23 protein-coding genes and 2 tRNA genes are annotated in these 19,578 nt (G+C 65.9%); 17 read left to right on the top strand and 8 right to left on the bottom strand.

Annotated features, from left to right (window positions below):
* The coding region (locus BMW90_RS20445; protein WP_170850593.1) for a 5-deoxy-glucuronate isomerase at nucleotides 1-318 on the top strand (318 nt) is incomplete at its 5' end.
* 12 nt (nucleotides 319-330) lie between these two features.
* On the opposite strand, the gene BMW90_RS20440 is transcribed toward BMW90_RS20445, so the two are convergent.
* Nucleotides 331-1,257, bottom strand: a complete 927-nt coding sequence (locus BMW90_RS20440) for a 2-dehydropantoate 2-reductase (protein WP_170850592.1) — start codon at nucleotides 1,255-1,257, stop codon at nucleotides 331-333.
* Nucleotides 1,258-1,521: 264 nt separating this feature from the next.
* Nucleotides 1,522-1,605, bottom strand: a tRNA-Tyr gene (locus BMW90_RS26780).
* A 169-nt stretch (nucleotides 1,606-1,774) separates the two neighbouring features.
* Between BMW90_RS26780 and rlmB the strand changes: the two genes are divergently transcribed.
* From rlmB to BMW90_RS20405, 7 genes are all read left to right on the top strand, one after another.
* Entirely contained in the window at nucleotides 1,775-2,557 is a 783-nt protein-coding gene (rlmB, locus tag BMW90_RS20435; protein ID WP_074838629.1) for a 23S rRNA (guanosine(2251)-2'-O)-methyltransferase RlmB, read from the top strand.
* Between the two features lie 58 nt (nucleotides 2,558-2,615).
* Nucleotides 2,616-2,948, top strand: coding sequence for a hypothetical protein (locus BMW90_RS20430; protein WP_074838626.1), 333 nt, complete (start codon nucleotides 2,616-2,618; stop codon nucleotides 2,946-2,948).
* Between the two features lie 13 nt (nucleotides 2,949-2,961).
* Complete coding sequence (locus BMW90_RS20425) at nucleotides 2,962-3,594, top strand: CDGSH iron-sulfur domain-containing protein (protein ID WP_074838623.1); 633 nt, start codon at nucleotides 2,962-2,964, stop codon at nucleotides 3,592-3,594.
* Nucleotides 3,595-3,675: 81 nt separating this feature from the next.
* Nucleotides 3,676-4,788 carry a 3,4-dihydroxy-2-butanone-4-phosphate synthase gene (ribB, locus tag BMW90_RS20420; protein ID WP_048532196.1) on the top strand — a complete coding sequence of 371 codons (1,113 nt, stop codon included), beginning with the start codon at nucleotides 3,676-3,678 and terminating at the stop codon, nucleotides 4,786-4,788.
* 6 nt (nucleotides 4,789-4,794) lie between these two features.
* Nucleotides 4,795-5,346, top strand: a complete 552-nt coding sequence (locus BMW90_RS20415; protein WP_048532195.1) for a 6,7-dimethyl-8-ribityllumazine synthase — start codon at nucleotides 4,795-4,797, stop codon at nucleotides 5,344-5,346.
* A complete protein-coding gene (gene nusB, locus BMW90_RS20410) occupies nucleotides 5,343-5,840 on the top strand; it encodes a transcription antitermination factor NusB (protein ID WP_048532194.1) in 498 nt (165 codons plus the stop codon). The genes BMW90_RS20415 and nusB overlap by 4 nt, the downstream gene beginning before the upstream one ends.
* A gap of 66 nt (nucleotides 5,841-5,906) precedes the next feature.
* The gene (locus BMW90_RS20405; protein ID WP_306456265.1) at nucleotides 5,907-6,281 is read left to right on the top strand and encodes a hypothetical protein; all 375 of its coding nucleotides are present in this window, start codon (nucleotides 5,907-5,909) and stop codon (nucleotides 6,279-6,281) included.
* Between the two features lie 455 nt (nucleotides 6,282-6,736).
* Here BMW90_RS20405 and BMW90_RS20400 read toward each other — a convergent pair whose 3' ends face one another.
* Together BMW90_RS20400 and BMW90_RS20395 are read right to left on the bottom strand one after the other, a co-directional pair.
* Complete coding sequence (locus tag BMW90_RS20400; RefSeq protein WP_074838620.1) at nucleotides 6,737-7,486, bottom strand: COG3904 family protein; 750 nt, start codon at nucleotides 7,484-7,486, stop codon at nucleotides 6,737-6,739.
* Nucleotides 7,483-8,814, bottom strand: a complete 1,332-nt coding sequence (locus tag BMW90_RS20395; RefSeq protein ID WP_074838618.1) for an AAA family ATPase — start codon at nucleotides 8,812-8,814, stop codon at nucleotides 7,483-7,485. The genes BMW90_RS20400 and BMW90_RS20395 overlap by 4 nt, the downstream gene beginning before the upstream one ends.
* Before the next feature lie 107 nt (nucleotides 8,815-8,921).
* Here BMW90_RS20395 and BMW90_RS20390 point away from each other — a divergent pair, with 107 nt between their 5' ends.
* Nucleotides 8,922-9,401: an MmcB family DNA repair protein gene (locus BMW90_RS20390; RefSeq protein ID WP_048532191.1), complete on the top strand. Its 480-nt coding sequence runs from the start codon at nucleotides 8,922-8,924 to the stop codon at nucleotides 9,399-9,401.
* Between the two features lie 9 nt (nucleotides 9,402-9,410).
* On the opposite strand, the gene BMW90_RS20385 is transcribed toward BMW90_RS20390, so the two are convergent.
* Nucleotides 9,411-9,605, bottom strand: coding sequence for a DUF6324 family protein (locus tag BMW90_RS20385; RefSeq protein WP_074838615.1), 195 nt, complete (start codon nucleotides 9,603-9,605; stop codon nucleotides 9,411-9,413).
* Nucleotides 9,606-9,675: 70 nt separating this feature from the next.
* Between BMW90_RS20385 and BMW90_RS20380 the strand changes: the two genes are divergently transcribed.
* From BMW90_RS20380 to BMW90_RS20360, 5 genes are all read left to right on the top strand, one after another.
* The gene (locus BMW90_RS20380; RefSeq protein ID WP_074838613.1) at nucleotides 9,676-10,161 is read left to right on the top strand and encodes a GNAT family N-acetyltransferase; all 486 of its coding nucleotides are present in this window, start codon (nucleotides 9,676-9,678) and stop codon (nucleotides 10,159-10,161) included.
* Between the two features lie 71 nt (nucleotides 10,162-10,232).
* Nucleotides 10,233-10,309: transfer RNA gene (locus tag BMW90_RS20375), tRNA-His, on the top strand.
* A 185-nt stretch (nucleotides 10,310-10,494) separates the two neighbouring features.
* A complete protein-coding gene (locus BMW90_RS20370; protein WP_074838610.1) occupies nucleotides 10,495-11,151 on the top strand; it encodes a cytochrome c3 family protein in 657 nt (218 codons plus the stop codon).
* The gene (locus tag BMW90_RS20365) at nucleotides 11,148-11,978 is read left to right on the top strand and encodes a c-type heme family protein (protein ID WP_074838607.1); all 831 of its coding nucleotides are present in this window, start codon (nucleotides 11,148-11,150) and stop codon (nucleotides 11,976-11,978) included. Before BMW90_RS20370 ends, BMW90_RS20365 begins: the two co-directional genes overlap by 4 nt.
* Nucleotides 11,975-12,466, top strand: coding sequence for a hypothetical protein (locus tag BMW90_RS20360; RefSeq protein WP_074838604.1), 492 nt, complete (start codon nucleotides 11,975-11,977; stop codon nucleotides 12,464-12,466). The genes BMW90_RS20365 and BMW90_RS20360 overlap by 4 nt, the downstream gene beginning before the upstream one ends.
* Here BMW90_RS20360 and BMW90_RS20355 read toward each other — a convergent pair.
* Nucleotides 12,453-12,764 carry a DUF6476 family protein gene (locus BMW90_RS20355; RefSeq protein WP_074838601.1) on the bottom strand — a complete coding sequence of 104 codons (312 nt, stop codon included), beginning with the start codon at nucleotides 12,762-12,764 and terminating at the stop codon, nucleotides 12,453-12,455. The two genes, BMW90_RS20360 and BMW90_RS20355, sit on opposite strands and share 14 nt — an antisense overlap.
* Here BMW90_RS20355 and BMW90_RS20350 point away from each other — a divergent pair.
* On the top strand, nucleotides 12,763-13,782 hold the full coding sequence (locus tag BMW90_RS20350) for an RluA family pseudouridine synthase (protein WP_074838598.1): 1,020 nt from the start codon (nucleotides 12,763-12,765) through the stop codon (nucleotides 13,780-13,782). The two genes, BMW90_RS20355 and BMW90_RS20350, sit on opposite strands and share 2 nt — an antisense overlap.
* 258 nt (nucleotides 13,783-14,040) lie before the next feature.
* Complete coding sequence (gene rpoH / locus BMW90_RS20345; protein WP_048532183.1) at nucleotides 14,041-14,937, top strand: RNA polymerase sigma factor RpoH; 897 nt, start codon at nucleotides 14,041-14,043, stop codon at nucleotides 14,935-14,937.
* A gap of 99 nt (nucleotides 14,938-15,036) precedes the next feature.
* Here the strand turns inward: rpoH and BMW90_RS20340 are convergent, their stop codons facing one another.
* The gene (locus BMW90_RS20340; protein ID WP_074838596.1) at nucleotides 15,037-16,971 is read right to left on the bottom strand and encodes a calcineurin-like phosphoesterase C-terminal domain-containing protein; all 1,935 of its coding nucleotides are present in this window, start codon (nucleotides 16,969-16,971) and stop codon (nucleotides 15,037-15,039) included.
* Nucleotides 16,972-17,152: 181 nt separating this feature from the next.
* Between BMW90_RS20340 and BMW90_RS20335 the strand changes: the two genes are divergently transcribed.
* The gene (locus BMW90_RS20335) at nucleotides 17,153-18,127 is read left to right on the top strand and encodes a Gfo/Idh/MocA family protein (protein ID WP_074838593.1); all 975 of its coding nucleotides are present in this window, start codon (nucleotides 17,153-17,155) and stop codon (nucleotides 18,125-18,127) included.
* A gap of 90 nt (nucleotides 18,128-18,217) precedes the next feature.
* Here BMW90_RS20335 and phaZ read toward each other — a convergent pair whose 3' ends face one another.
* Nucleotides 18,218-19,483: a polyhydroxyalkanoate depolymerase gene (gene phaZ, locus BMW90_RS20330; protein ID WP_048532180.1), complete on the bottom strand. Its 1,266-nt coding sequence runs from the start codon at nucleotides 19,481-19,483 to the stop codon at nucleotides 18,218-18,220.
* Nucleotides 19,484-19,578: the final 95 nt, after the last annotated feature.

Below are 19,578 nucleotides of genomic sequence, written 5' to 3'. Positions count from 1 at the left end.
CACTGGTCCTCCTACCCCAGCCACCGTCACGACGAGGACGACTTCCCGCGCATCACCTATCTGGAGGAAACCTATTACCATCGCCTTAACCCGGCCTCGGGATTCGGCGTGCAGCGGGTCTATACCGAGGATGGCACGCTCGACGAATGCATGGCGGTGCACGATGGCGAGGTCGTTCTGGTCCCCCGCGGCCACCACCCCTGCGGCGCGCCTTACGGCTTCGAGATGTACTACCTCAACGTCATGGCCGGCCCCCGCCGCAACTGGCGATTCCTGCCCGACCCCGCCGTCAAGTGGATCATCGATAAAGACGGGTGAACGCGCCGGCATTCAACCGGACATCTGCGCCTCGGCAATCGGTTTCAGCGCCGCGTAGAGTACGCTATGGATCGGGGTCGGCACGCCGTGACTTGCGCCGGCCCGCACCAGATCGCCGCTCAGATACTCATGTTCCAGCGGCTTGCCATTGCGCAGATCGTCGAGCATCGAGGCATGCATGTGATCGGGCAGCCCGTCGAGGAAGCCCCAGACCGTCTCGGCCGTGTCCGCCGGCATGTCGGGGCGCACCGCGCGGGCCACGGCGACCGCCTCTTCGACAGCGGCGCGAAACAGCGCCCGGCTCTCGGCGGTGGCACGCAGCGGCCCCATGTCGAGCCCGGTCAGCGTGGTCATCGAGGCCATGGTGCTCTGGCCGCAGAACTTGGTCCAGAGATCGATCAGAATGTTTTCGTGCAGCACCGGGGTGGTTCTGGCCTCGGTCAGCGCCTCGGCCAGCATTTCGCAGCGTGGGCTGATGCCGCCGCCGGCCTCGCCAAAGGTCAGCATGTCGAACGGCGCGGTATGGGCGATGACCCCGGGCTTGGCAATATGGCCGGGAATGCGGGCGACGCCGGGGATGACGTGTTGCGCGCCGATCGCGGCTGCCAGACGTTCCCAGGCGGTGATGCCGTTCTGGCAGGTCACGACGGCGGTTTCCGGCGTCAGCATCGGGCGGATCGCCTCGGCCGCCGGTTCGACGTCGATGTTCTTGACCATGAACAGCACCGTATCGACCGGCCCGACCTCGGCCGGATCGCCGCTGGCGCCGATCCCGGGCAGATGCGCGTCGCCCTTGGGGCTACGGATGGTCAGACCGTTGCGGCGCAGCGCCTCGAGATGCGCGCCCCGGGCGATCAATGTCACCTCATGGCCGGCCTGCGCCAGCCGTCCGCCGAAATAGCCCCCCAGCGCGCCTGCGCCCATCACCGCGATCTTCAATGCCTGATCCTCCGTATCTTGCGGGAAGCATAACAGCAGATGGCGGAAAACCGAGCGGAAACAGGCCGGCGCAGGCTGTGCCGGAGGGCGGGTCATGTTTCTGGAGAAGTGGTGGCGACCTTGGAATCGAACCAAGCGTGCGTCTCCGCGAGGGAACCGCAGGTGGCCGCTGCCACATGCAGGGAACGCGGGATCGATCCTGGGGATCGATCGGTATCCAGCCGCGCAGGCTGTGCCGGAGGGCGGGTCATGGTTCTGGAGAAGTGGTGGGCGACCTTGGAATCGAACCAAGCGTGCGTCTCCGCGAGGGAGTTACAGTCCCCTGCCACACCTTGCGGCCTGTCGCCCACTGTGTGGGGCTGATTAATGATGGGGCCGGGGGAGGTCAAGCCGGAAATCCGGGAAAATTTGCCGGCCCGCATCTTTTCTTGCGGGGGGCATTTGCGCCCGGTAAGGGGCGGCGGGTTGCGCCATGGGGCGCGGGCGGCCATTGTCGCCAGAGGCGAAGGGGATTGCGATGAAAAAGCCCAAGTGGGTTGTCGAAAAGGAACAGGCCAAACGGGCGGCGGCGGCTGAAACCGTCTGGCTCTTTGGCATCCATGCGGTGCGCGATGCGCTGGAAAATCCGGCCCGCGAAAAGCTGCGGCTGATCGTGACGCGCAATGCCGCAGCCAAGCTGGACGCGGCCATCGCCGCCAGCGGCCTGCCCCCCGAAGAGGCCGATCCGCGCAAGTTCCCGGCCCCGATCGATCCGCAATCGGTGCACCAGGGCGCGGCGCTCGAGGTCAAGCCGCTGGCCTGGGGTTCGCTCGAGGATGTGGCGCTGGCCGACGGGCCGGGAGCGCAGCGGCTCTTGCTGCTCGACCGGGTGACCGATCCGCACAACGTGGGCGCCATCCTGCGCTCGGCCGAGGTCTTTGGCGCCCGCGCGGTGATCGCCCCGCGCCACCACAGTGCGCCCGAGACCGGTGCGCTGGCCAAGACCGCCAGCGGCGCGCTGGAGCGGCAGCCCTATCTCAGGGTGCGCAACCTGGCTGACACGATCCTCGCGCTTCAGGGCATGGGCTATATCGTCCTCGGACTGGCCGGCGAGGCCGCGCAGACCATCGAACAGGCGCTCGAGGGCCGCGCCGACCGGCCGGTGGCGCTGGTGCTGGGCGCCGAGGGGCCGGGGCTGCGTGAACGCACGCGCGAGACCTGCGACGCGCTGGTCCGGATCGATTTCGCCGGCGCCTTCGGTTCGCTCAATGTCTCCAATGCTGCCGCCGTGGCGCTTTATGCCAGCCTGAGCCGCGGCTGAAGGCTTTCAATTCGCGGTGCCGTGCTTAGGTTGGAGGGCACACATCACGGAGGATGCGATGCCGCAGGGCACAAAGATCGCCACATGTTGTTATTGCGGCACCCGCGCCGCGCTGATCCTGACCGGCAAGACGCGGCACGAGCTGAGCTGTCAGGGCTGCGGCGCGCCGCTGCATGACCTCAAGATGATGCCCGGCCCCCGCGCCGAAGTGCCCAGACAGGCGAAGGCCTCCAGGACGCCGAAGGCCGGCAAACGCAAGTCCGCGACGCCCAATCCGCTCTGGGAGATGAAGCGCGACAACGGCTACAAGCGCAAGAAGAAGAAAAAGAAACGCGGCGTGAGCTGGTTTCTGGAAGAGGCCTTCGACGTGATCGAGGATATTTTCGACTGACCGGGAGGACATCATGGGGAAAGCCAGGACTTACGACGGTAAGGACATCGCCATCTCTTTCGACATGTCGCGCTGCATCCACGCGCGCAATTGCTATCTCAAGCTGCCGCAGGTCTTCGACCCGTCGCGCCGGCCCTGGGTCGACCCCGATGCCGCCCCGGCCGAGGACATCGCGGCGATGATCCGCACCTGTCCCTCCGGCGCCTTGACCTATGCCCGCCGCGATGGCGGCCGCGACGAGACGCCGCCGGCGATCAATCGCGTCGCTGTCTGGGAAAACGGGCCGCTCGCTCTGGCCGGAAATTTGCAGATGGGCGAGGACCGGATGCAGCGCGCCACGCTCTGCCGCTGCGGGCTCTCCGCGACCAAGCCGTTCTGCGATCACAGCCACGTCAATGGCGGGTTCCAGGCCACGGGCGAGCCGGCGGAGGCCGAAGGCGAGGCGCAGGCGCCCGGGCCGCTGAAGATCACCTGCCGCGAGAACGGGCCGCTGGTGCTGGTCGGCCCGGCCGAGGTGACCACCGGCACCGGCCGGCGGGTGAAACAGGCGGGCCGGCTCTTTCTCTGCCGCTGCGGCCAGTCCGGCAACAAGCCTTTTTGTGATGGAAGTCACAAGAAGGCCGGCTTTACCGCGGATCCGGTCTGACGCGATGGGACGGCGGCGGGATGGTCTTTCCAATTCGCGCGGCCTCCTTTATCCCGAGCGGCAGAATTCAGGAGGCGTGCCATGGAATATGTGACCCCGGGGCCGGTCGAAGAGAACTGGAGCGAGGCGATCTCTCCGGTCGAGGAGATCATCAACGAGGCCCGCAACGGCCGGATGTTCATCCTTGTCGATCACGAAGACCGCGAGAACGAGGGCGATCTGGTGATCCCCGCGCAGATGGCGACGCCGGATGCGATCAATTTCATGGCCACCAATGGCCGCGGGCTGATCTGCCTGACCCTGCCGGGCGAGCGGGTCGATGCGCTGGGCCTGCCGCCGATGGTGACCAACAATTCCTCGCGCACCGAGACGCCCTTTACGGTGTCGATCGAGGCGCGCGAAGGCGTCAGCACCGGGATTTCGGCGCATGACCGGGCGCTCACGGTGGCGGTGGCCATCGATGGCAGCTCCACCGCCTCGGATATCTCGTCGCCGGGCCATGTCTTTCCGTTGCGCGCGCGTGATGGCGGCGTGCTGGTGCGGGCCGGCCATACCGAGGCCTCGGTCGATGTCAGCCGGCTGGCCGGGCTCAACCCCTCGGCGGTGATCTGCGAGATCATGAACGAGGACGGCACCATGGCGCGGCTGCCGGAACTGGTGTCCTTTGCCCAGAAACACGGGCTGAAGATCGGCACGATTTCCGATCTGATCGCCTATCGGCGGCGGCATGACAATCTTGTCAAGGAAACCGCGACACAGGAAGTGGTCTCGGCCTTCGGCGGCGACTGGGTGCTGCGGGTCTTTACCGACGTCACCGAAGGTGTCGAGCATGTGGTGCTGACCAAGGGCGACGTGACCTCGCCCGAGCCGGTGCTGGTGCGGACCCATGCGCTTTCGGCCTTGCAGGACGTGCTGGGGATCGGCAATTCCGGCGAGCTGCGCAAGGCGATGGAGATCATCGCGCGCGAGGGCAGGGGCGTTGTATGCCTGTTCCGCAATCCGCAGGCGCGGGTCATTCGCGAAGAGGCCGAGGAGGGGCCCAAGACAGTGCGCGAGATCGGTCTGGGCAGCCAGATCCTCTCGACCATGGGTCTGTCGAAGCTGATCCTGCTGAGCGACCACGAGGCGACGCGTTATGTCGGCCTCGACGCCTATGGGCTTGAAATCGTGGGCACCCGCCCGATCACGGAGTAACAAGAGATGGCCGAAGCCGAGACCCACTACATCCTGCCGCGCGCCGAATTCGACAAGCCGGTGAAGATCCTCATCGTGGTGGCGCCCTATTACAAGGCCATCGCCGACAATCTGGTGGCCGGCGCCAAGGCCGAGATCGAAGCCTCGGGCGGCACCTGGGAGCTGATCGAGGTGCCCGGCGCGCTCGAGGTGCCTTCGGCGATCGGCATCGCCGAGCGGATGAGCAACTTCGACGGCTATGTGGCGCTGGGCTGCGTGATCCGCGGCGAGACCACTCATTACGAAACGGTGTGCAACGACAGCTCGCGCGGGATCACCCTGCTGGGGCTTCAGGGGCTTTGCATCGGCAATGCCATCCTCACGGTGGAAAACATGACCCAGGCCGAGGTTCGGGCCGATCCGGACCGCGGCAACAAAGGCGGCGGGGCGGCCGCGGCGGCCTTGCATCTGGTGGCACTCAGCCGTAAATGGGGCGCTTCGCGTGACGGTGTGGGATTCCGCCCGGCGCGAGACGAATACCAGATAGCCGCCGACATGAAGAGCACCCCGACCGCATGAGTGACGAGACCGAAGCCTCCGCCCCCAAGGCGCTGTCAGGCAATCAGAAGCGCAAGATGAAATCCGCCGCCCGGCTTTATGCCGTGCAGGCGCTGTTTCAGATGGAGGCGCGCGGCCAATCCGTGCCTTCGGTGACGCATGAGTTTGTCGAACACCGCTTTGGCGCGGTCTACGAGGGCGACGAGATGGTCGAGGGCGATGTCAGCCTGTTCGGCCAGCTGGTGGCGGAGGCGGTCAACCATCAGGCCAGGATCGACCAGATGACCGACCGGGCGCTGGTGGCGAAATGGCCGATCGCGCGAATCGACCCGGTGCTGCGGGCGTTGTTCCGCGCCGCCGGCGCCGAGCTTGTCGAGGGCGAGGCGCCGCCGCGGGTGGTGATCAAGGAGTTCGTCGACGTGTCCGGCGCCTTCTTTCCCGAGGGCCGCGAGCCGCAGTTCGTCAACGCGGTGCTCGATCACATGGCGCGCGAGGCCCGCCCCGAGGCATTCTGAGCGAAAAAACGCCGGATGACGTGATGTCGCAGCGGCTTTTCATATCGCTTTGGCGTGATATCCTGTATGCTGAACGGCAAGCGCCACATTCCTTGGGGCGCCGGGAGAGGGATTACGATGCGAGAGCCGCAATTGCCGAAACTTGTCCGTCAGTACTTCAAGCACGTCTTGATCGGGTTCCTGGCCTCGGCGGTCTTCGTGATCATGCTGCTGGGTTTCAACATCGCCAATCTCGCGCATCTGGTTGCCACGTCGCCGCTGGGTATCCTTGCCGTGTTCCTGCTCTGGGTGGTTAACGGCATCGTTTTCGCCGGGGTGCAATTCGGCATTTCCACAATGGGCGATGACGATGACGACACCCCCGGCGGGGGCCTGCGCGCGCCGGTACGCGAATATGCCCCGGTGCGGGTGCCGGTCGCGAAGCCGCGCCGCAGGATCTGACGTCGGGGCCGCGTGGTGCCCGGCTTTTCGTGAAGGTGCGCAGGCGTTGCGCGCCTTTTTTCATGCCATGACGTTTTTGCCGTGATTGTTTTCGTGCCGTGACGGCAGGGAAGCCGCCAGGGGCGGCGATCTGGTGGAAAACGGCGGGCCCGCAAACGCGACCGTGGGGTTATCTCATTCCCGAGGACCTGTATATACAGGTGGGCGCCAGGTAACCAGGCCAGGACCAGGACAGAGCCAGCTCCCTCGGAATTGCTTAAGGCCACCGGAATGCAACCGTACACGAGAAGGGCAGCACCCGCCTTCACGCCAGATAGGGGCTCCGTGGCGCGGCGGCAAGGGGGGCGGGAAAGAAATCCCGGCCCGGCTGCGGCGAACGGGCGGAGGCGCGGCCCCTGCCGCCTGTGGCGAAATCCCCGAGGGGGCTTGAAAACAGAAGAAGATCAGGCGCTGTCCTAGCCGTCGGAGGCGCTGCGGAACTTGTAGCGGTCAAGCTCTTCGGGCAGGAGCAGGTAGATTTCATCCGGCGGTGTGGCCAGCGCATGGCGCATCACCAGCGGGTCGATGCCCATCTCTGCCAGATAGCCCATGACCTCGCCCTGACCGCGCTGGATGTCTTCCACCGCGACAAAGGCGGGCAGCAGGGAGCTTTCGCCGAAGTAGTGCTGATGGACCCCGACCGAGGCCGTGGCGTCGATCACGCGGCTGCTGCCGCCGGCCAACAGATAGGGGCAGGCAGAGTAACAGAATTCGCCTGCCAGCATCTGCGTCTCGATCCCCCTGGCGCGCAGGTGGCGGCCGAGAGTCAGCGCCTCGGCCACGGCGCCGCCGGGGGATTGCAGGATCAGCCGCTCCGGCGCCGGCTCGGCGCTCTCGAGCTGGTCGATGATGCGGCTGGCGTCGCCCTCGGCAATGGTGCCTTCGAGCCGCCAGGTGCCGCCTTCGGCGGGGGTGAGAACAAGGCGGTCCGGAAGGGTGCCGGGATCCCGCAGGGGCTGTGTCGCCGGGCGGTCGCGGCCCGGATCGAAGACCCGGCGCTGGTCGCCCGGTCGCACCGGTTCGGACAGCCGCGGCGTGTCGGTCCAGAGTTTCGGCAGCCGCAGCCCGCCGCGCTGCACATCGCCCACCACCAGCAGCACGCCGATGCCGACCTGAAACACCAGCACGCCGGTGAGGATGCGGGCAATGGCGCTGCCGGCGCTCATGTGGATTTGCCGGTCAGCGGGTGGACCTTGCCGCCGTCCTTGCCGGTCTCGGGCTGGGGCTCGCTGTCGGCTGCGGGGGGCTCTGCCGGGGTCTCGGGCACTTGGCGCATGGCGGTTTCGACATCGCGCAGGGCGGCCAGGGCGGCGCGCAGCTCGGCCAGGGTCATCGTGTCCTCGACCCCGGCACCGTCGCGGCCGGCGCGAATCGCCGCCTGGGTGATGGCGAGGATGAAGACCAGCACCGCCGGCAGCAGGTCGATGGCAATCGCCCCCGCCCAGGAGGGCACGAAATTGCCGGCATAGAGGATCACTGCGTCGGCCGAGGAGATCGGCGCATAAGAGACCTCGGGCGGCGGCGCGAGGGTGCGGACATCGCGGGCGGCGTTTTCCAGTGTGGCGGCGCGGCGGACCAGCACGTCGAGCACCGAGGTGATGGTGGCGGCCTGATCGCCGCGGTTCTGCTCGGTGGCGCCATCCAGCTCGGGCAGCACGACAGAGGCCGCGAGATCCTGCGCCGCGCGTTCCACCAGCGGTGCCACCGAGAGCTGGCGCAGCTGGGTGATCAGCCCTTGCAGTTCGACCGCCAGTTCGGAGAATTCCACCGACCGGGGTTCGACCGCGCCCGGCTCGACCGTCAGGGCGCGCATCCGGCTGAGCAGGGCGTTGCCCTGGGTGAAGGCGGTCTCGACCCGCGGGGTCTGGGCGGCGATCTGCGCCTCGAGCGCGGCCAGCTCTTCGGATTTCTGCCGCAGCACGCGGAACACCGCCCCGCGCCCCGCCAGCCCCGAGAGATTGCCGGTCGCCTCCTGTTCCGAGAGATCCTCGAAGCCCTGGCGCACCCGGGAGACATCGCGCTCCAGCGCCTGGCCGGTGAGCGCCACCTCATGCGCCCGTTCGAGCGAAGTCTGATAGCGTTGCACGGTTTCGGCCAGGTGCTGTTCGACGGCCGCAGAGCCGGCCAGCGCGGCGGCATTGAGCCAGGATGACATGGCGACGATGGCCAGCGAGCCCAACCCCATGGCGGCCAGCAGGCCGACGCGGGCCTGGGCGGTGCGCACCGCAGGAAACAGCCGCATCATGTAGGACCAGAAGACAAAGATGCCGACCGAGACCGCGACCGAATAGGCAATGGCGGCAAAGACCGACATGGCGCCGTTCTCATCCAGCAGCGAGGAGACCCCGAGATAGGTGTAGATCCCCGAGGCCACCGCCAGCACGCCGAGCGCGGTGCCGGAAAAGGTGTCGAGCCAGCCGAGATGGCCCTGCAATTCGCGCGCATGGCGCACGCCGCGCGCCTGCGCTTCGGTCAATTCGGTCTCTTTGGCCATTCTGTCCTCGACGGTTGCAGGATTGAAAATATGAGGGCCGGTGGATTTGGCAACGGCGGGGCGGCAGGGGATTGTCAACGTTCGCCTTATGTTCCAGTATTTACCGCATGAGCACCGCGTCCAGACCCGACCCGACCGCCGATCTTGCCACAGATCTCATGCCCGGCCAGCTTCTGGCGCGCGGGGTATGCCGGCACATGGCGAGCCTGGGGTTTGTCACCGTCGAGGAACTGGTGGTGACCCGGGGCTTGCGGGTCGACGTGATGGCGCTTGGGCCCAAGGGCGCGCTCTGGGTGATCGAATGCAAATCCTCGCGCAGCGATTTCATCACCGATCGCAAGTGGCAGGGATATCTGGAATGGTGCGACCGATATTTCTGGGCGGTGGACGCGGCCTTTCCAACCGATCTTCTGCCCGAGGGCACCGGGCTTATCATGGCCGATGCCTATGATGCCGAGGTGCTGCGCATGGGCGAAGAGAGCAGGCTTGCGCCGGCGCGGCGCAAGAAGATGATCCAGTGTTTTGCCACCCATGCCGCCCGCCGGCTTCAGGCGTTGCGCGATCCCGGTGCGCGGATCGAGATGTGAGGGTGGGCCTCAGCGGCGCTTGCCGGCCTTTTCGGCGGCGGCGGCCGCGGCGGTCAGCTCTTCGGCGATCTCGCGTGCCTCGTCGGGGTCGAAATCCATCGGAATCTCGATACCATCGGCGCTCACGAAGAGGCGCACCATGCCGGCGTCGGTTGGGCCGATCTGAAGATTGGCCTCGATGTCACGTTCGGAATTGATACCCATGATAGCCTCCTTCTGGCCGCCTCTGACAAGGCCGGATCGGGCTACAGGAGGCGGGGCGGAAAGGCAAGAGATGCAACAGGAGGTGACATTGCGCGCGCTGCGGCAGGGCGATGTGGACTGGCTGACCCGGGCGCATGGCCGGCTTTATGCCCGCGACGAGGGATTCGACGCCAGTTTCGAGACATTGGTGGGCCAGGTGCTGGCGGATTTCCTGCGCGACATGGAGCCGGCCTGCGAAGCCGGCTTCGTGGCCCAACGGGGCGGGGCGCGGCTGGGCAGCATCCTCTGCGCCCGCGAGGATGCCACGACCGCGCGGCTGCGGCTGTTCCTGCTGCTGCCCGAGGCGCGGGGGCGGGGCCTGGGCCGCTGGATGTTAGGGCGCTGCATGGGGTTCGCGCGAGAGGCGGGATACAGCCGCATGGTGCTGGCCACCCATCGCAGCCATGCCGCGGCCTGCGCGCTTTATGCCAGCACCGGCTGGCGCCTGCTGGACAGCCGGCCGGTCACCAGCTTTGGCGTCGAGCTGGAAGAGATGCGCTGGGAGGTGGATTTGTGAGCTGTTTCGGCAGATTTTTCGCCGCAAACGGCTTGCAATCGACGCGCGTCAGAGCTATTCCGCCTGCCAGTGCCGCCTTAGCTCAGTAGGTTAGAGCGCTTGATTGTGGATCAAGAGGTCGCCCGTTCGAACCGGGCAGGCGGTACCATTTCCAACCTGACAAATGTTACGACGCCCCGCATGGCGCAGGTGTCCAACTCCGCCGCTGGCGTCGGGTTGGCGGAGCGGCGAGGCGCGAAAAGAGAGCAAATTTTTGCCGCCTTAACCAATTATTAAGGGTGATTAATCAACTTAAAAGCGATTTCGGGTCCAAGGCATTCTGGAGAGATCGCGATGACGTTGCGCCGGTCGGCAGTGACCATGGCCATTCCGGTGGCCTTTCTGGGGGCGATGGGCCTCTGGACCGGGCCGGCGGCGCATTGGCTGGCGCAGGGGCCGATTCAGCAGGGCCATGCCGAGGTCTCCTGTCAGGGTTGTCACACGCCCAGCCCCGGCACGACGCGGCAGCAGGTGCAGGCCCGTTTCGCCTTTGCCATCGGGCGGCGCGACAGCGATGTCGATTTCGGCAATGGCCCGGTGACCAGCGATCACTGTCTGGCCTGCCACGCGCGGCCGAACGAGCGACATCCGATCTATCGTTTCCGCGAGCCGCGGTTTGAACCGGCGTTGCGCGCGGTCCGCGCCGACAGCTGCCTTGGCTGCCATTCCGAGCATGACGCGGCGCGGGTGTCTGCCACGCCCGATATTTGCAGCGCCTGTCATGGCGATCTGACGCTGGCCCGGGATCCGGTGAACATCCCGCATGACCGGCTGATCGCGGAGGAGAAATGGGAAAGCTGCCTGGGCTGTCACGATTTCCACGGCAACCATGTCTTCGAGCCGCCGACCCGTGTGCAGGCGATGATCCCCGGCGCCGCCATCCGCGCCTATTTTCATCAGGGCGCGGGGCCCTACGGCACCTTCAAACATTTCGAGGCAAAGCCGGAATGAGTTTCAGGATCATCGTCGCATTTGGCTGTTTCACCTGTCTGGCGATCTATCTGGTAGTCACCGCGCCGCCGCCGCTGCCGCTCGAGGCCAGCCGCGCCGGGGCCGGGCGCAGCCTGCCGGTGGCGCGGATGTTCGACGCGGTAAATGCGATCAACGATGCGGCGCGGGCGACCTATACGGCGCGGATCGTCGGCCCCGGCGGCAAGGCGGGGCTGAAATTCGGCGAGGACTGGGCCGAGCCGGGGGTCGACAAGGGGCCGTTGCCGGCACTGTTCCTGCGGCTGACGGCGGCGCGGATCGAGGCCAGGCCGCCGCGCCTGGGGCTCTATCTCGGCTCGGATGCGCCGATCAACGCTTCGAATCTGTTTGCCGGGACGCAGGCCACGGCCTTTGCCCGGGTCCGCGCCACCAAGGCGCCGGTGTTTTCCACTTCGGAGCGCGGCGATCAGGTGGCGATGTACCCCGATTTCGCAAGCGCCGCGCCATGTGTGAGCTGCCACAACGACCATCCCGACAGCCCGCGCAAGGATTGGCAACTCGACGCGGTGATGGGGGCCACGACCTGGACCTATCCCGAGGCCGCGCTGAATGCCGACAGCGCGCTCAAGGTGACCGAAGCCTTTTACCGTGCGGTCGAAGAGGCCTATCAGCGCTATCTCGACAAGGCGGCGGGTTTCGCCGTTCCGGTGACGATCGGCGCGGCCTGGCCCGAGGCGGGCGCGCCGGTGCTGCCCGACAGCGCGACCTTCATGGCCGAGGTCCGGGCCCGGGCGGGCGGGGCGGTGATGCGCGCGCTGATCCTGAGCGGCGGCGAGGGCGGGGCATGACCGAGGTTCTGCTGCGTATCCGGCGGCGGCCCTACGTGATGCTCGGGTTGCTGGCGCTCGCCTTTGCCGTCGCGGCGCTGACCGCCGGCACGGCCTTTCGGCCCTGGCCTCTGGGCGGAACGCTGACCTGGCAGGTGGTGACCGGCACGCTGCTGCTGACCGGCATGGGCTATCAATGGATGCTGCTGCGCGCCCGCACCGGCGGCACCGCGGCCGATGTCCGGCGCCATTATGCCGCGCATCGCTGGGTCGGGGTCGGGCTGGTGCTTGTCTTTGCGTTGCATGCGGTGCGCTTCGGCCATGCCTGGACTTCGGCGCTGGCGCTGTGCTTTGTCGCCATCGCCGCCACCGGCCTGCTGAACCGCGAGGTCATTCCCTATCGCAGCCGCTGGCTCTACCGGGCCTGGCTCTGGCTGCACATCGCCCTGTCCTCGGCGCTGATTCCGCTGGTCGCGCTGCACATCTGGGTGGCGCTCACCTATCAGTGAGCTCCACCTCCTGGGTCATCCGCCCGGTGACCCGGTCAAAGATCAGAATGCGGTTGTCGCCGGTCACCACCGCCACCCAGCCGGTGCCGAAGGTCACCGCCTGGGCCTCCACCCCGGCGGGCAGGCTGAGTTCTTCGGGCAGCTGCGGCCCGGGATCGCGGAAGCGGATGACAATCAGCGCGATGATCAGTATGACCCCTGCGATCATCACGCCCGTGAGCACGGTCACCAGCAGGCGCAGAAAGCGCAGGTTGGCCGGTTCGGGCAACTCCGCCTGCGTTTCAGAAGGGTCATCCATGCCGGAACTCCGTTTCACCATCGGCGCCAATCCGCCCGGACGTCTTGATAAGGCCTTGGCCCGCGATGTGCCAGAGGCGGCGGCCCTGTCGCGCACCCGGCTGGCGCGTCTTCTGGAAAGCGGGGCGGTGCGGCTGGATGGCGCGGTCGAGGTCAATCCCAAGGCCAGGGTCGCCGAGGGCGCCGAAGTGGCGATCACGCTGGAAGAGGCGGAAGAGAGCCATATCCTGCCCGAGGACATCCCGCTTGACGTGCTTTACGAGGACGATCACCTGATCGTCGTCAACAAACCGGTGGGCATGGTGGTGCATCCGGCGCCGGGCACGCCCTCGGGCACGCTGGTCAATGCGCTGCTGCATCATTGCGGCGACACGCTTTCGGGCGTGGGCGGCATGAAGCGGCCGGGGATCGTGCACCGGATCGACAAGGACACCTCGGGCGTGCTGGTGGTGGCCAAGGATGACGCCGCCCACCATGGGCTGGCGGCGCAATTCGAGAAACACACCGCCGAACGCGCCTACAAGGCGGTGGTTTTCGGCGTGCCGGATGCGGCCGATCCGCGACTCAGGGGGCTGCGCGGCATCAGCTTCGAGCCCGGCAACGTGCTGAAGGTGACCACGCAACTGGCCCGCCATCGCACCGACCGTCAGAAACAGGCGGTCTGTTTCGAAGGCGGCCGGCATGCGGTGACACGGGCGCGGGTGGTCGAGCGCTTTGGCGCGCCGGCGGCGGTGGCGCTGCTCGAATGCTGGCTGGAAACCGGCCGGACCCATCAGATTCGCGTGCATATGGCCCATGCCGGACACGGGCTGATCGGCGATGCCACCTATGGCGGCAAGCGCAAGATCGCCAAGGGCGCGCTTGCCGAGGCCGGGCAGGGGGCGGTGCAGGGCTTTCCCCGTCAGGCGCTCCATGCCGAGACGCTGGGATTTGTCCATCCGGTCACCGAAGAGCGTCTGAGCTTCACCGCCGCGCTGCCGGAAGACATGGAATTGCTGCTTGCCGCGTTGCGCGGCTGAAACATTTCCAATGCGATGATGCACGAAGGCCCCGGTCCGATCCGCAGGGTCTGTGCATTTGTGCACATGGACACCAATTATTCACGCTCTTATGACAGGTTTTGTCGTGAAGTGCACATGGCTGTGATCCGGCCACATGGGGCTTCCAATCTGAACGGATCGGTACAATTATCGTAATCAAGGTGGATATGTGCTCTTGAAAGGCCCGATTTCCACACCATATGGAATGTTAAAGCCCTAAACATTGGAGGGACCAACATGGCTAACTACGCAAATCTCCCGGCGCCGACGCCCGAAGGCGGCCTGTCGCGCTATTTGCAGGAAATCCGCAAGTTCCCCCTGCTTGAGCCGGAAGAGGAATACATGCTGGCCAAGCGCTGGGTCGAGGAGCAGGACACCGAGGCGGCGCACAAGATGGTCACCTCGCACCTGCGTCTGGCAGCCAAGATCGCCATGGGCTATCGCGGCTACGGTCTGCCCCAGGCCGAGGTCATCTCGGAGGCCAATGTCGGTCTGATGCAGGCGGTCAAGCGCTTCGACCCGGAAAAGGGCTTTCGTCTGGCCACCTATGCCATGTGGTGGATCCGGGCCGCGATTCAGGAATATATCCTGCGGTCCTGGAGCCTGGTGAAACTGGGCACCACCTCGGCACAGAAGAAGCTCTTCTTCAACCTGCGCAAGGCCAAGGCCAAGATCGGCGCGCTGGAAGACGGCGACATGCACCCCGACAACGTGGCGCAGATCGCCACCGATCTGGGCGTGACCGAACAGGAGGTCATCAGCATGAACCGGCGCCTGTCCGGCGGCGATGCCTCGCTCAATGCCACCGTCGGCTCCGAAGGCGAAGGCACCATGCAATGGCAGGACTGGCTCGAGGATGAAGACGCCGACCAGGCCGCCGATTACGAGGAACGCGACGAGCTGGAAGCGCGCCGCGCGATGCTGGCCGAGGCGATGGATGTGCTCAACGACCGCGAAAAGGACATCCTGACGCAACGCCGGCTGTCGGATCAGACGGTGACGCTCGAGGATCTGTCCGGCCAATATGACGTCAGCCGCGAACGGATCCGCCAGATCGAGGTGCGGGCGTTCGAAAAGCTGCAAAAGCGGATGAAGGAACTGGCCAAGAAACAGGGCATGGCCGCAATGGCCTGAGCGTTTCCAGAGAGGCCCGAGGGTTTCTTAACGAGTGCGGCGGCCCGGGGGTGACCCCGGGCCGTTTTTTGTCGCCTGCGGGCCGAGCAGGCGCCGGGATCATTGCCAGAGCTGCGTCTGCCAGGTCATCTGCGGGATCTCTGCCACCACTTCGAAGGTGTAATCGGTGGTGAAGGCCCGGCCGTGACGGTCGGTGGCGGTGACGGTCATCACATGCACGCCGTCCGACAGGTCCGAGGGCAGATCGGCACGCCACAGGTGCAGGCTGTTGTCGGTCAGAAGCCAACGCGGAAAGGGGCCGGCGACACCGGACATGCGGTTGCCCTGGAACATGGCATAGCCGGCGGTGTCGTCACCGCCGCGGTCCGACCGGATGGCCAGGCTGCCCTGGGTCGCCTGTTTCAGGATCGCCGCCGGGTCGGCATAGTCGAGCCCGCGGTACTTGGCCTCGCCCTCGCCGGGCTGGGTGCGCGTGGCCACCATCGGCGTGCCGCCATCGATCGACACGGTGACCTCGGTCGATTTGCCGCCGTTCCAGACATTCACCGCGACCCAGCTGTCACCTTCCAGATCGGCGCGGGTCAGCATAAAGGGATCGGCCAGATCGTTGCGCGTCACCGGCGGCAGCACCTTGGAGGGCGTGCCGTAGAGCTCGGCATAGGTGATCAGCGCATCGGCCCATTTGCGGAACCGGGGCGTATTGAACGCGGCGTGGAACTGGCTGTCCTCGGTGGTATGGAAGGTCAGATAGGTATCGACAAAGGTTGCGCCGTCGAAATCCAGCCGGAAATAGCCCCGTGGGCTGCCCAGACGCTGGGTGGCATGCGGCACGCCCTGGGCGTTCAGGTCGCCGGCCCACCAAGAGCCCGACAGCCCGCCGATCACCAGTTGATGAAAGGGCGAGGTCGCCAGACCGGTGGCCGCTTCCCAACCTTCAAAGCCTTCGCCCGGTTCGATGTTTTCGGTGGTGTGGGTGTGGCCCGCCATGGTCAGTACCTTGCGCCCGTCGAGCAGCGCGGCCAGCTCGGCGAGGTTGTCGGTCTGGTGCTTGGCGGCGGTGTTGTCGGTGAAGGTCTGGAACGGGATATGCGCCGTCATCACGATCAGCCTGTCCTCGGGCACCTGCGGCAGCAGGTTGCCCAGCCATTCCATCTGCCGCTCGGAGATCACGCCGTTGTAGGTATGGCTCTTGTCGGTCGAGCAGAAGGGGTGCGGATCGACGCCGTTGCAGGGATAGCGCACATTGTCGAGGCCGATGAAGAGCACGTTGCCGAACTCGGCCGCCCAGTATTCCGGGCCCCATTCGCGGCGGAAGGTGTCAAAGCTGTGGGCATCGGTCTCGGCGTCGAAATCGACGTCATGATTGCCGCCCACCCAATATTGCGGCGTCTGGCCGACGGCGATGATGCGCTTGAAACGCGGATAGAGCGACAGGTCGTCGCCCATCACGTCACCGGCAAAAATCAGGCATTCGGTCGAGGACAGATCGGCGGTTGCCAGCAGCTTGCCGGCGGTTTCGCGGACGTAAGAGACCTCCTGATTGGTATAGGGCTGGGCGTCGCCGAAGGCGAGGCAGCTGAAGCGGTCGCCGGCCGCGTCCTCGATCATGGGAAAGTTGATCGCGGCGGGCAGGGGGCCGGTCGGGGCGATGCCGCCAAAGCGCAGCTCGGGCGAGCCGGCCTGTTTGTGCACATAGGCGAACTGCGGGATCATCTGTTGATCGACCGGGTTGGCATAGCCGGCGGGTTTGATCACGCTCAGGTTCATGTCGTCATAGGCCGGCAGCGCGTAGGTGCCATCGGCGCCGGTTGCCACGACTTCGCGGCCATTGGTCACCAGCGCGCCTCCGATCCCGGTTTCGCCGGCGTCGAGGCGGCTGTTGCGGTTGGCGTCGACAAAGACGGTGCCGCGCGCCATGCCGGCGCTGTCGCCGGCAACGGTTTCGACGGTGCCAATGTAGCTCGCGTCCTTGGCCGCGGCGGGCAGGGCGGCAAGCCCGGCCAGGGCCGCCAGTGAGAGAGAGGAAAGTCGCATGTGGGATGTCCCTTTTGTAAAAGCGCCGAGGCCCAATCTCGCCGCGCTTCGCAAAGGGGATTTTGCGGCGCTGTGAAACTTGAGTGACGCCTCTGTGACAGCGCCGGGCCGGGCGCTTCCGGGTTGCAGCCGGGCCGCAGGTGGCTAGGGTTCGGCGCAAGCATTTCAGGGAGACGAGATCATGGCAGACCACATTCGTTGGGGCATTCTGGGCGCGGCGAAATTTGCCCGGCAACATATGGCTCCGGCCATTCAATCCGCGCGGCGCGGCCGTCTGGCGGCGCTGGCCACCTCGAGCGCGGACAAGGCCCGGCCGTTCCAGGAGCTGACGCCCGGGATCGAGGTGTTCGGGGACTATGACGAGATTCTGGCCAGTGATGCGGTGGACGCGGTCTATGTCCCGCTGCCCAATCACCTGCACGTGGAATGGGCGGAAAAGGCGCTGCGCGCCGGAAAACATGTGCTGGTGGAAAAGCCGCTCGCGATGAAGGCCGGCGCCTTCGACAGCGTGATCGCGCTGCGCGACGAGACCGGGCTTCTGGCGGCCGAGGCCTATATGGTGGTGCACCACCCGCGCTGGCAGAAGGTGCGCGAGCTGGTGCAGGCCGGCGAGATCGGCGAGCTGGTGCTCTGGGACACGGTGTTTTCCTATGACAACCGCGCCGACACCGGCAACATCCGCAACCGCGCCGACACCGGCGGCGGCGCGATCCCCGACATCGGCGTCTATACCTACGGCACCGCGCGTTTCGTGACCGGCGAAGAGCCCGAGGAGATCCTGTCGACCGAGATGCGCTGGGAAGAGGGGGTCGACGTCTGGAGCCATGTGACGGCGCGCTTTCCGTCCTTCCACTTTTCCGGGATCAATTCGATGCGCATGGCGCCTCGTCAGTATGTGGCGATCCAGGGCGACAAGGGCGTCATCACCGTCAAGGCGCCGTTCAACGCCGGGGTCTTCGACCAGGCCGAGCTGACGCTGGAGCGCGCCGGGATGGAGGCGGTGACCTGGCGCTGGCCGGGGGTCAACCACTATGTCTGCCAGGTCGAGAACTTCAACGCCAGCGTGCTGGATGGGGCCGAATATCCCTGCCCTCTGGAATTCTCGCGCGGGACGCAGGCAATGATCGATGCAGTGTTTGAGAAAGCCAGAGCCTGACCGGCCGTCGGGTGCGCCTTTACGGCGCACCCTGGTTCCTGCGGATGTATCTGGCGGAAGGTGCGCCGTGAAGGCGCACCCTACGGGGGGTCACACCGCGCGGATTTGGGTTGCCGCCGGCGGTGTATCGCTGTTGGCATCGATGAATTCGAGCACCAGCGGACGGATGTTGTTGCGCCAGGACTTGCCGGCAAAGATGCCGTAGTGGCCGGCGCCCGGCTCGAGGTGGCTGGCCTTCTTGTTGTCGGGCAGCCCGGTGCAGAGATCGAGCGCGGCGATACATTGGCCCGGTGCCGAGATGTCATCCTTGTCGCCTTCGACGGTTTTCACCGCCACGGTGGTGATCTTGCCGATATCCACCGGTTTGCCGGCGACGGTGAAGGCGTTCTTGGCAATCTCGCTGTTCTTGAAGATCCGCTCGACGGTCGAGAGATAGAATTCCGCCGGCATGTCCATCACCGCGAGATATTCATCATAAAAGCGGTTGTGCGCATCGTGGTCCGAGGCCTCGCCCCGGGCGACACGGCCGATCTGATCGACGAAAGCCTTGGAGTGGCGATCGGCGTTCATCGAGATGAAGGAGGTCAGTTGCAGCAGCCCCGGATAGACCTTGCGGCCGACGCCGGTGTATTTGAAGCCGACCTGCTGGATCATCGATTGCTCGAGCTGGCCCATGGTCACCCGATGGCCGAAATCTGTCACGTCGGTAGGGGTGGCGTCGGGGTCGATCGGGCCGCCGATCAGGGTCAGCGAACGGGGCTGGGCCTCGGGGTCCTCTTCCGCCAGATAGGCGGTGGCGGCCAGCGTCAGCGGCGCCGGCTGGCAGACCGCGATGACATGGGTATCTGGGCCAAGATGCCGCATGAAATCCACGAGGTAGAGGGTGTAGTCCTCGACATCGAACTTGCCTTCTGACACCGGAATATCACGTGCATTGTGCCAATCGGTGACATAGACTTCACAGTCAGGGAGCAAGGACCGAACTGTCGAGCGAAGGAGCGTGGCATAGTGTCCGGACATAGGTGCAACCAGCAAAACCTTGCGTGGTGCGGGCGTGCGGCCTGCAATCTCGAAGTGAATCAGGTCGCCGAACGGCCGGCTGATTTCGGTGCGGATATTGACCAGGTGATCGCGCCCGTCTTCGCAGGTGATCGAATGGATGCCCCAGTCGGGCTTGACGGCCATGCGTTCGAAAGCCCGCTCGGTCACCGACCCCCACGCCGCGAGCCAGGTCATCGCCGGATTGGGCCACATGGCAAAGGCGGGATAAGAGGCCATCGCCTCGGCCGTCGCGCCGAGCCACTGGTTCGTGTTCCGAAGGGTTTCCATCATATCGTAGGTGACCATGTAACGCATCTGCGTGGGCTCCGGAGCTATGGGGCACTGGCACGCCCCGTTGTTTTTGTCGCTTTGCCCCCTCCAACAAAGCAATCTAATGCTGCGCCTGCAAG

The organism is Marinovum algicola, from assembly GCF_900109145.1.
Lineage (GTDB): Bacteria > Pseudomonadota > Alphaproteobacteria > Rhodobacterales > Rhodobacteraceae > Marinovum > Marinovum algicola.
This window is presented reverse-complemented; position numbering and strand designations above follow the sequence as displayed.

What these genes read in the sequence shown, in the direction of transcription:
- rlmB (WP_074838629.1), top strand. Translation starts at nt 1,775, where the DNA reads ATGAAAAAGCCCAAGTGGGTTGTCGAAAAGGAACAGGCCAAACGGGCG.
- BMW90_RS20430 (WP_074838626.1), top strand. Translation starts at nt 2,616, where the DNA reads ATGCCGCAGGGCACAAAGATCGCCACATGTTGTTATTGCGGCACCCGC.
- BMW90_RS20425 (WP_074838623.1), top strand. Translation starts at nt 2,962, where the DNA reads ATGGGGAAAGCCAGGACTTACGACGGTAAGGACATCGCCATCTCTTTC.
- ribB (WP_048532196.1), top strand. Translation starts at nt 3,676, where the DNA reads ATGGAATATGTGACCCCGGGGCCGGTCGAAGAGAACTGGAGCGAGGCG.
- BMW90_RS20415 (WP_048532195.1), top strand. Translation starts at nt 4,795, where the DNA reads ATGGCCGAAGCCGAGACCCACTACATCCTGCCGCGCGCCGAATTCGAC.
- nusB (WP_048532194.1), top strand. Translation starts at nt 5,343, where the DNA reads ATGAGTGACGAGACCGAAGCCTCCGCCCCCAAGGCGCTGTCAGGCAAT.
- BMW90_RS20405 (WP_306456265.1), top strand. Translation starts at nt 5,907, where the DNA reads ATGCTGAACGGCAAGCGCCACATTCCTTGGGGCGCCGGGAGAGGGATT.
- BMW90_RS20400 (WP_074838620.1), bottom strand. Translation starts at nt 7,486, where the DNA reads ATGAGCGCCGGCAGCGCCATTGCCCGCATCCTCACCGGCGTGCTGGTG.
- BMW90_RS20395 (WP_074838618.1), bottom strand. Translation starts at nt 8,814, where the DNA reads ATGGCCAAAGAGACCGAATTGACCGAAGCGCAGGCGCGCGGCGTGCGC.
- BMW90_RS20390 (WP_048532191.1), top strand. Translation starts at nt 8,922, where the DNA reads ATGAGCACCGCGTCCAGACCCGACCCGACCGCCGATCTTGCCACAGAT.
- BMW90_RS20385 (WP_074838615.1), bottom strand. Translation starts at nt 9,605, where the DNA reads ATGGGTATCAATTCCGAACGTGACATCGAGGCCAATCTTCAGATCGGC.
- BMW90_RS20380 (WP_074838613.1), top strand. Translation starts at nt 9,676, where the DNA reads ATGCAACAGGAGGTGACATTGCGCGCGCTGCGGCAGGGCGATGTGGAC.
- BMW90_RS20370 (WP_074838610.1), top strand. Translation starts at nt 10,495, where the DNA reads ATGACGTTGCGCCGGTCGGCAGTGACCATGGCCATTCCGGTGGCCTTT.
- BMW90_RS20365 (WP_074838607.1), top strand. Translation starts at nt 11,148, where the DNA reads ATGAGTTTCAGGATCATCGTCGCATTTGGCTGTTTCACCTGTCTGGCG.
- BMW90_RS20360 (WP_074838604.1), top strand. Translation starts at nt 11,975, where the DNA reads ATGACCGAGGTTCTGCTGCGTATCCGGCGGCGGCCCTACGTGATGCTC.
- BMW90_RS20350 (WP_074838598.1), top strand. Translation starts at nt 12,763, where the DNA reads ATGCCGGAACTCCGTTTCACCATCGGCGCCAATCCGCCCGGACGTCTT.
- BMW90_RS20355 (WP_074838601.1), bottom strand. Translation starts at nt 12,764, where the DNA reads ATGGATGACCCTTCTGAAACGCAGGCGGAGTTGCCCGAACCGGCCAAC.
- rpoH (WP_048532183.1), top strand. Translation starts at nt 14,041, where the DNA reads ATGGCTAACTACGCAAATCTCCCGGCGCCGACGCCCGAAGGCGGCCTG.
- BMW90_RS20340 (WP_074838596.1), bottom strand. Translation starts at nt 16,971, where the DNA reads ATGCGACTTTCCTCTCTCTCACTGGCGGCCCTGGCCGGGCTTGCCGCC.
- BMW90_RS20335 (WP_074838593.1), top strand. Translation starts at nt 17,153, where the DNA reads ATGGCAGACCACATTCGTTGGGGCATTCTGGGCGCGGCGAAATTTGCC.
- phaZ (WP_048532180.1), bottom strand. Translation starts at nt 19,483, where the DNA reads ATGCGTTACATGGTCACCTACGATATGATGGAAACCCTTCGGAACACG.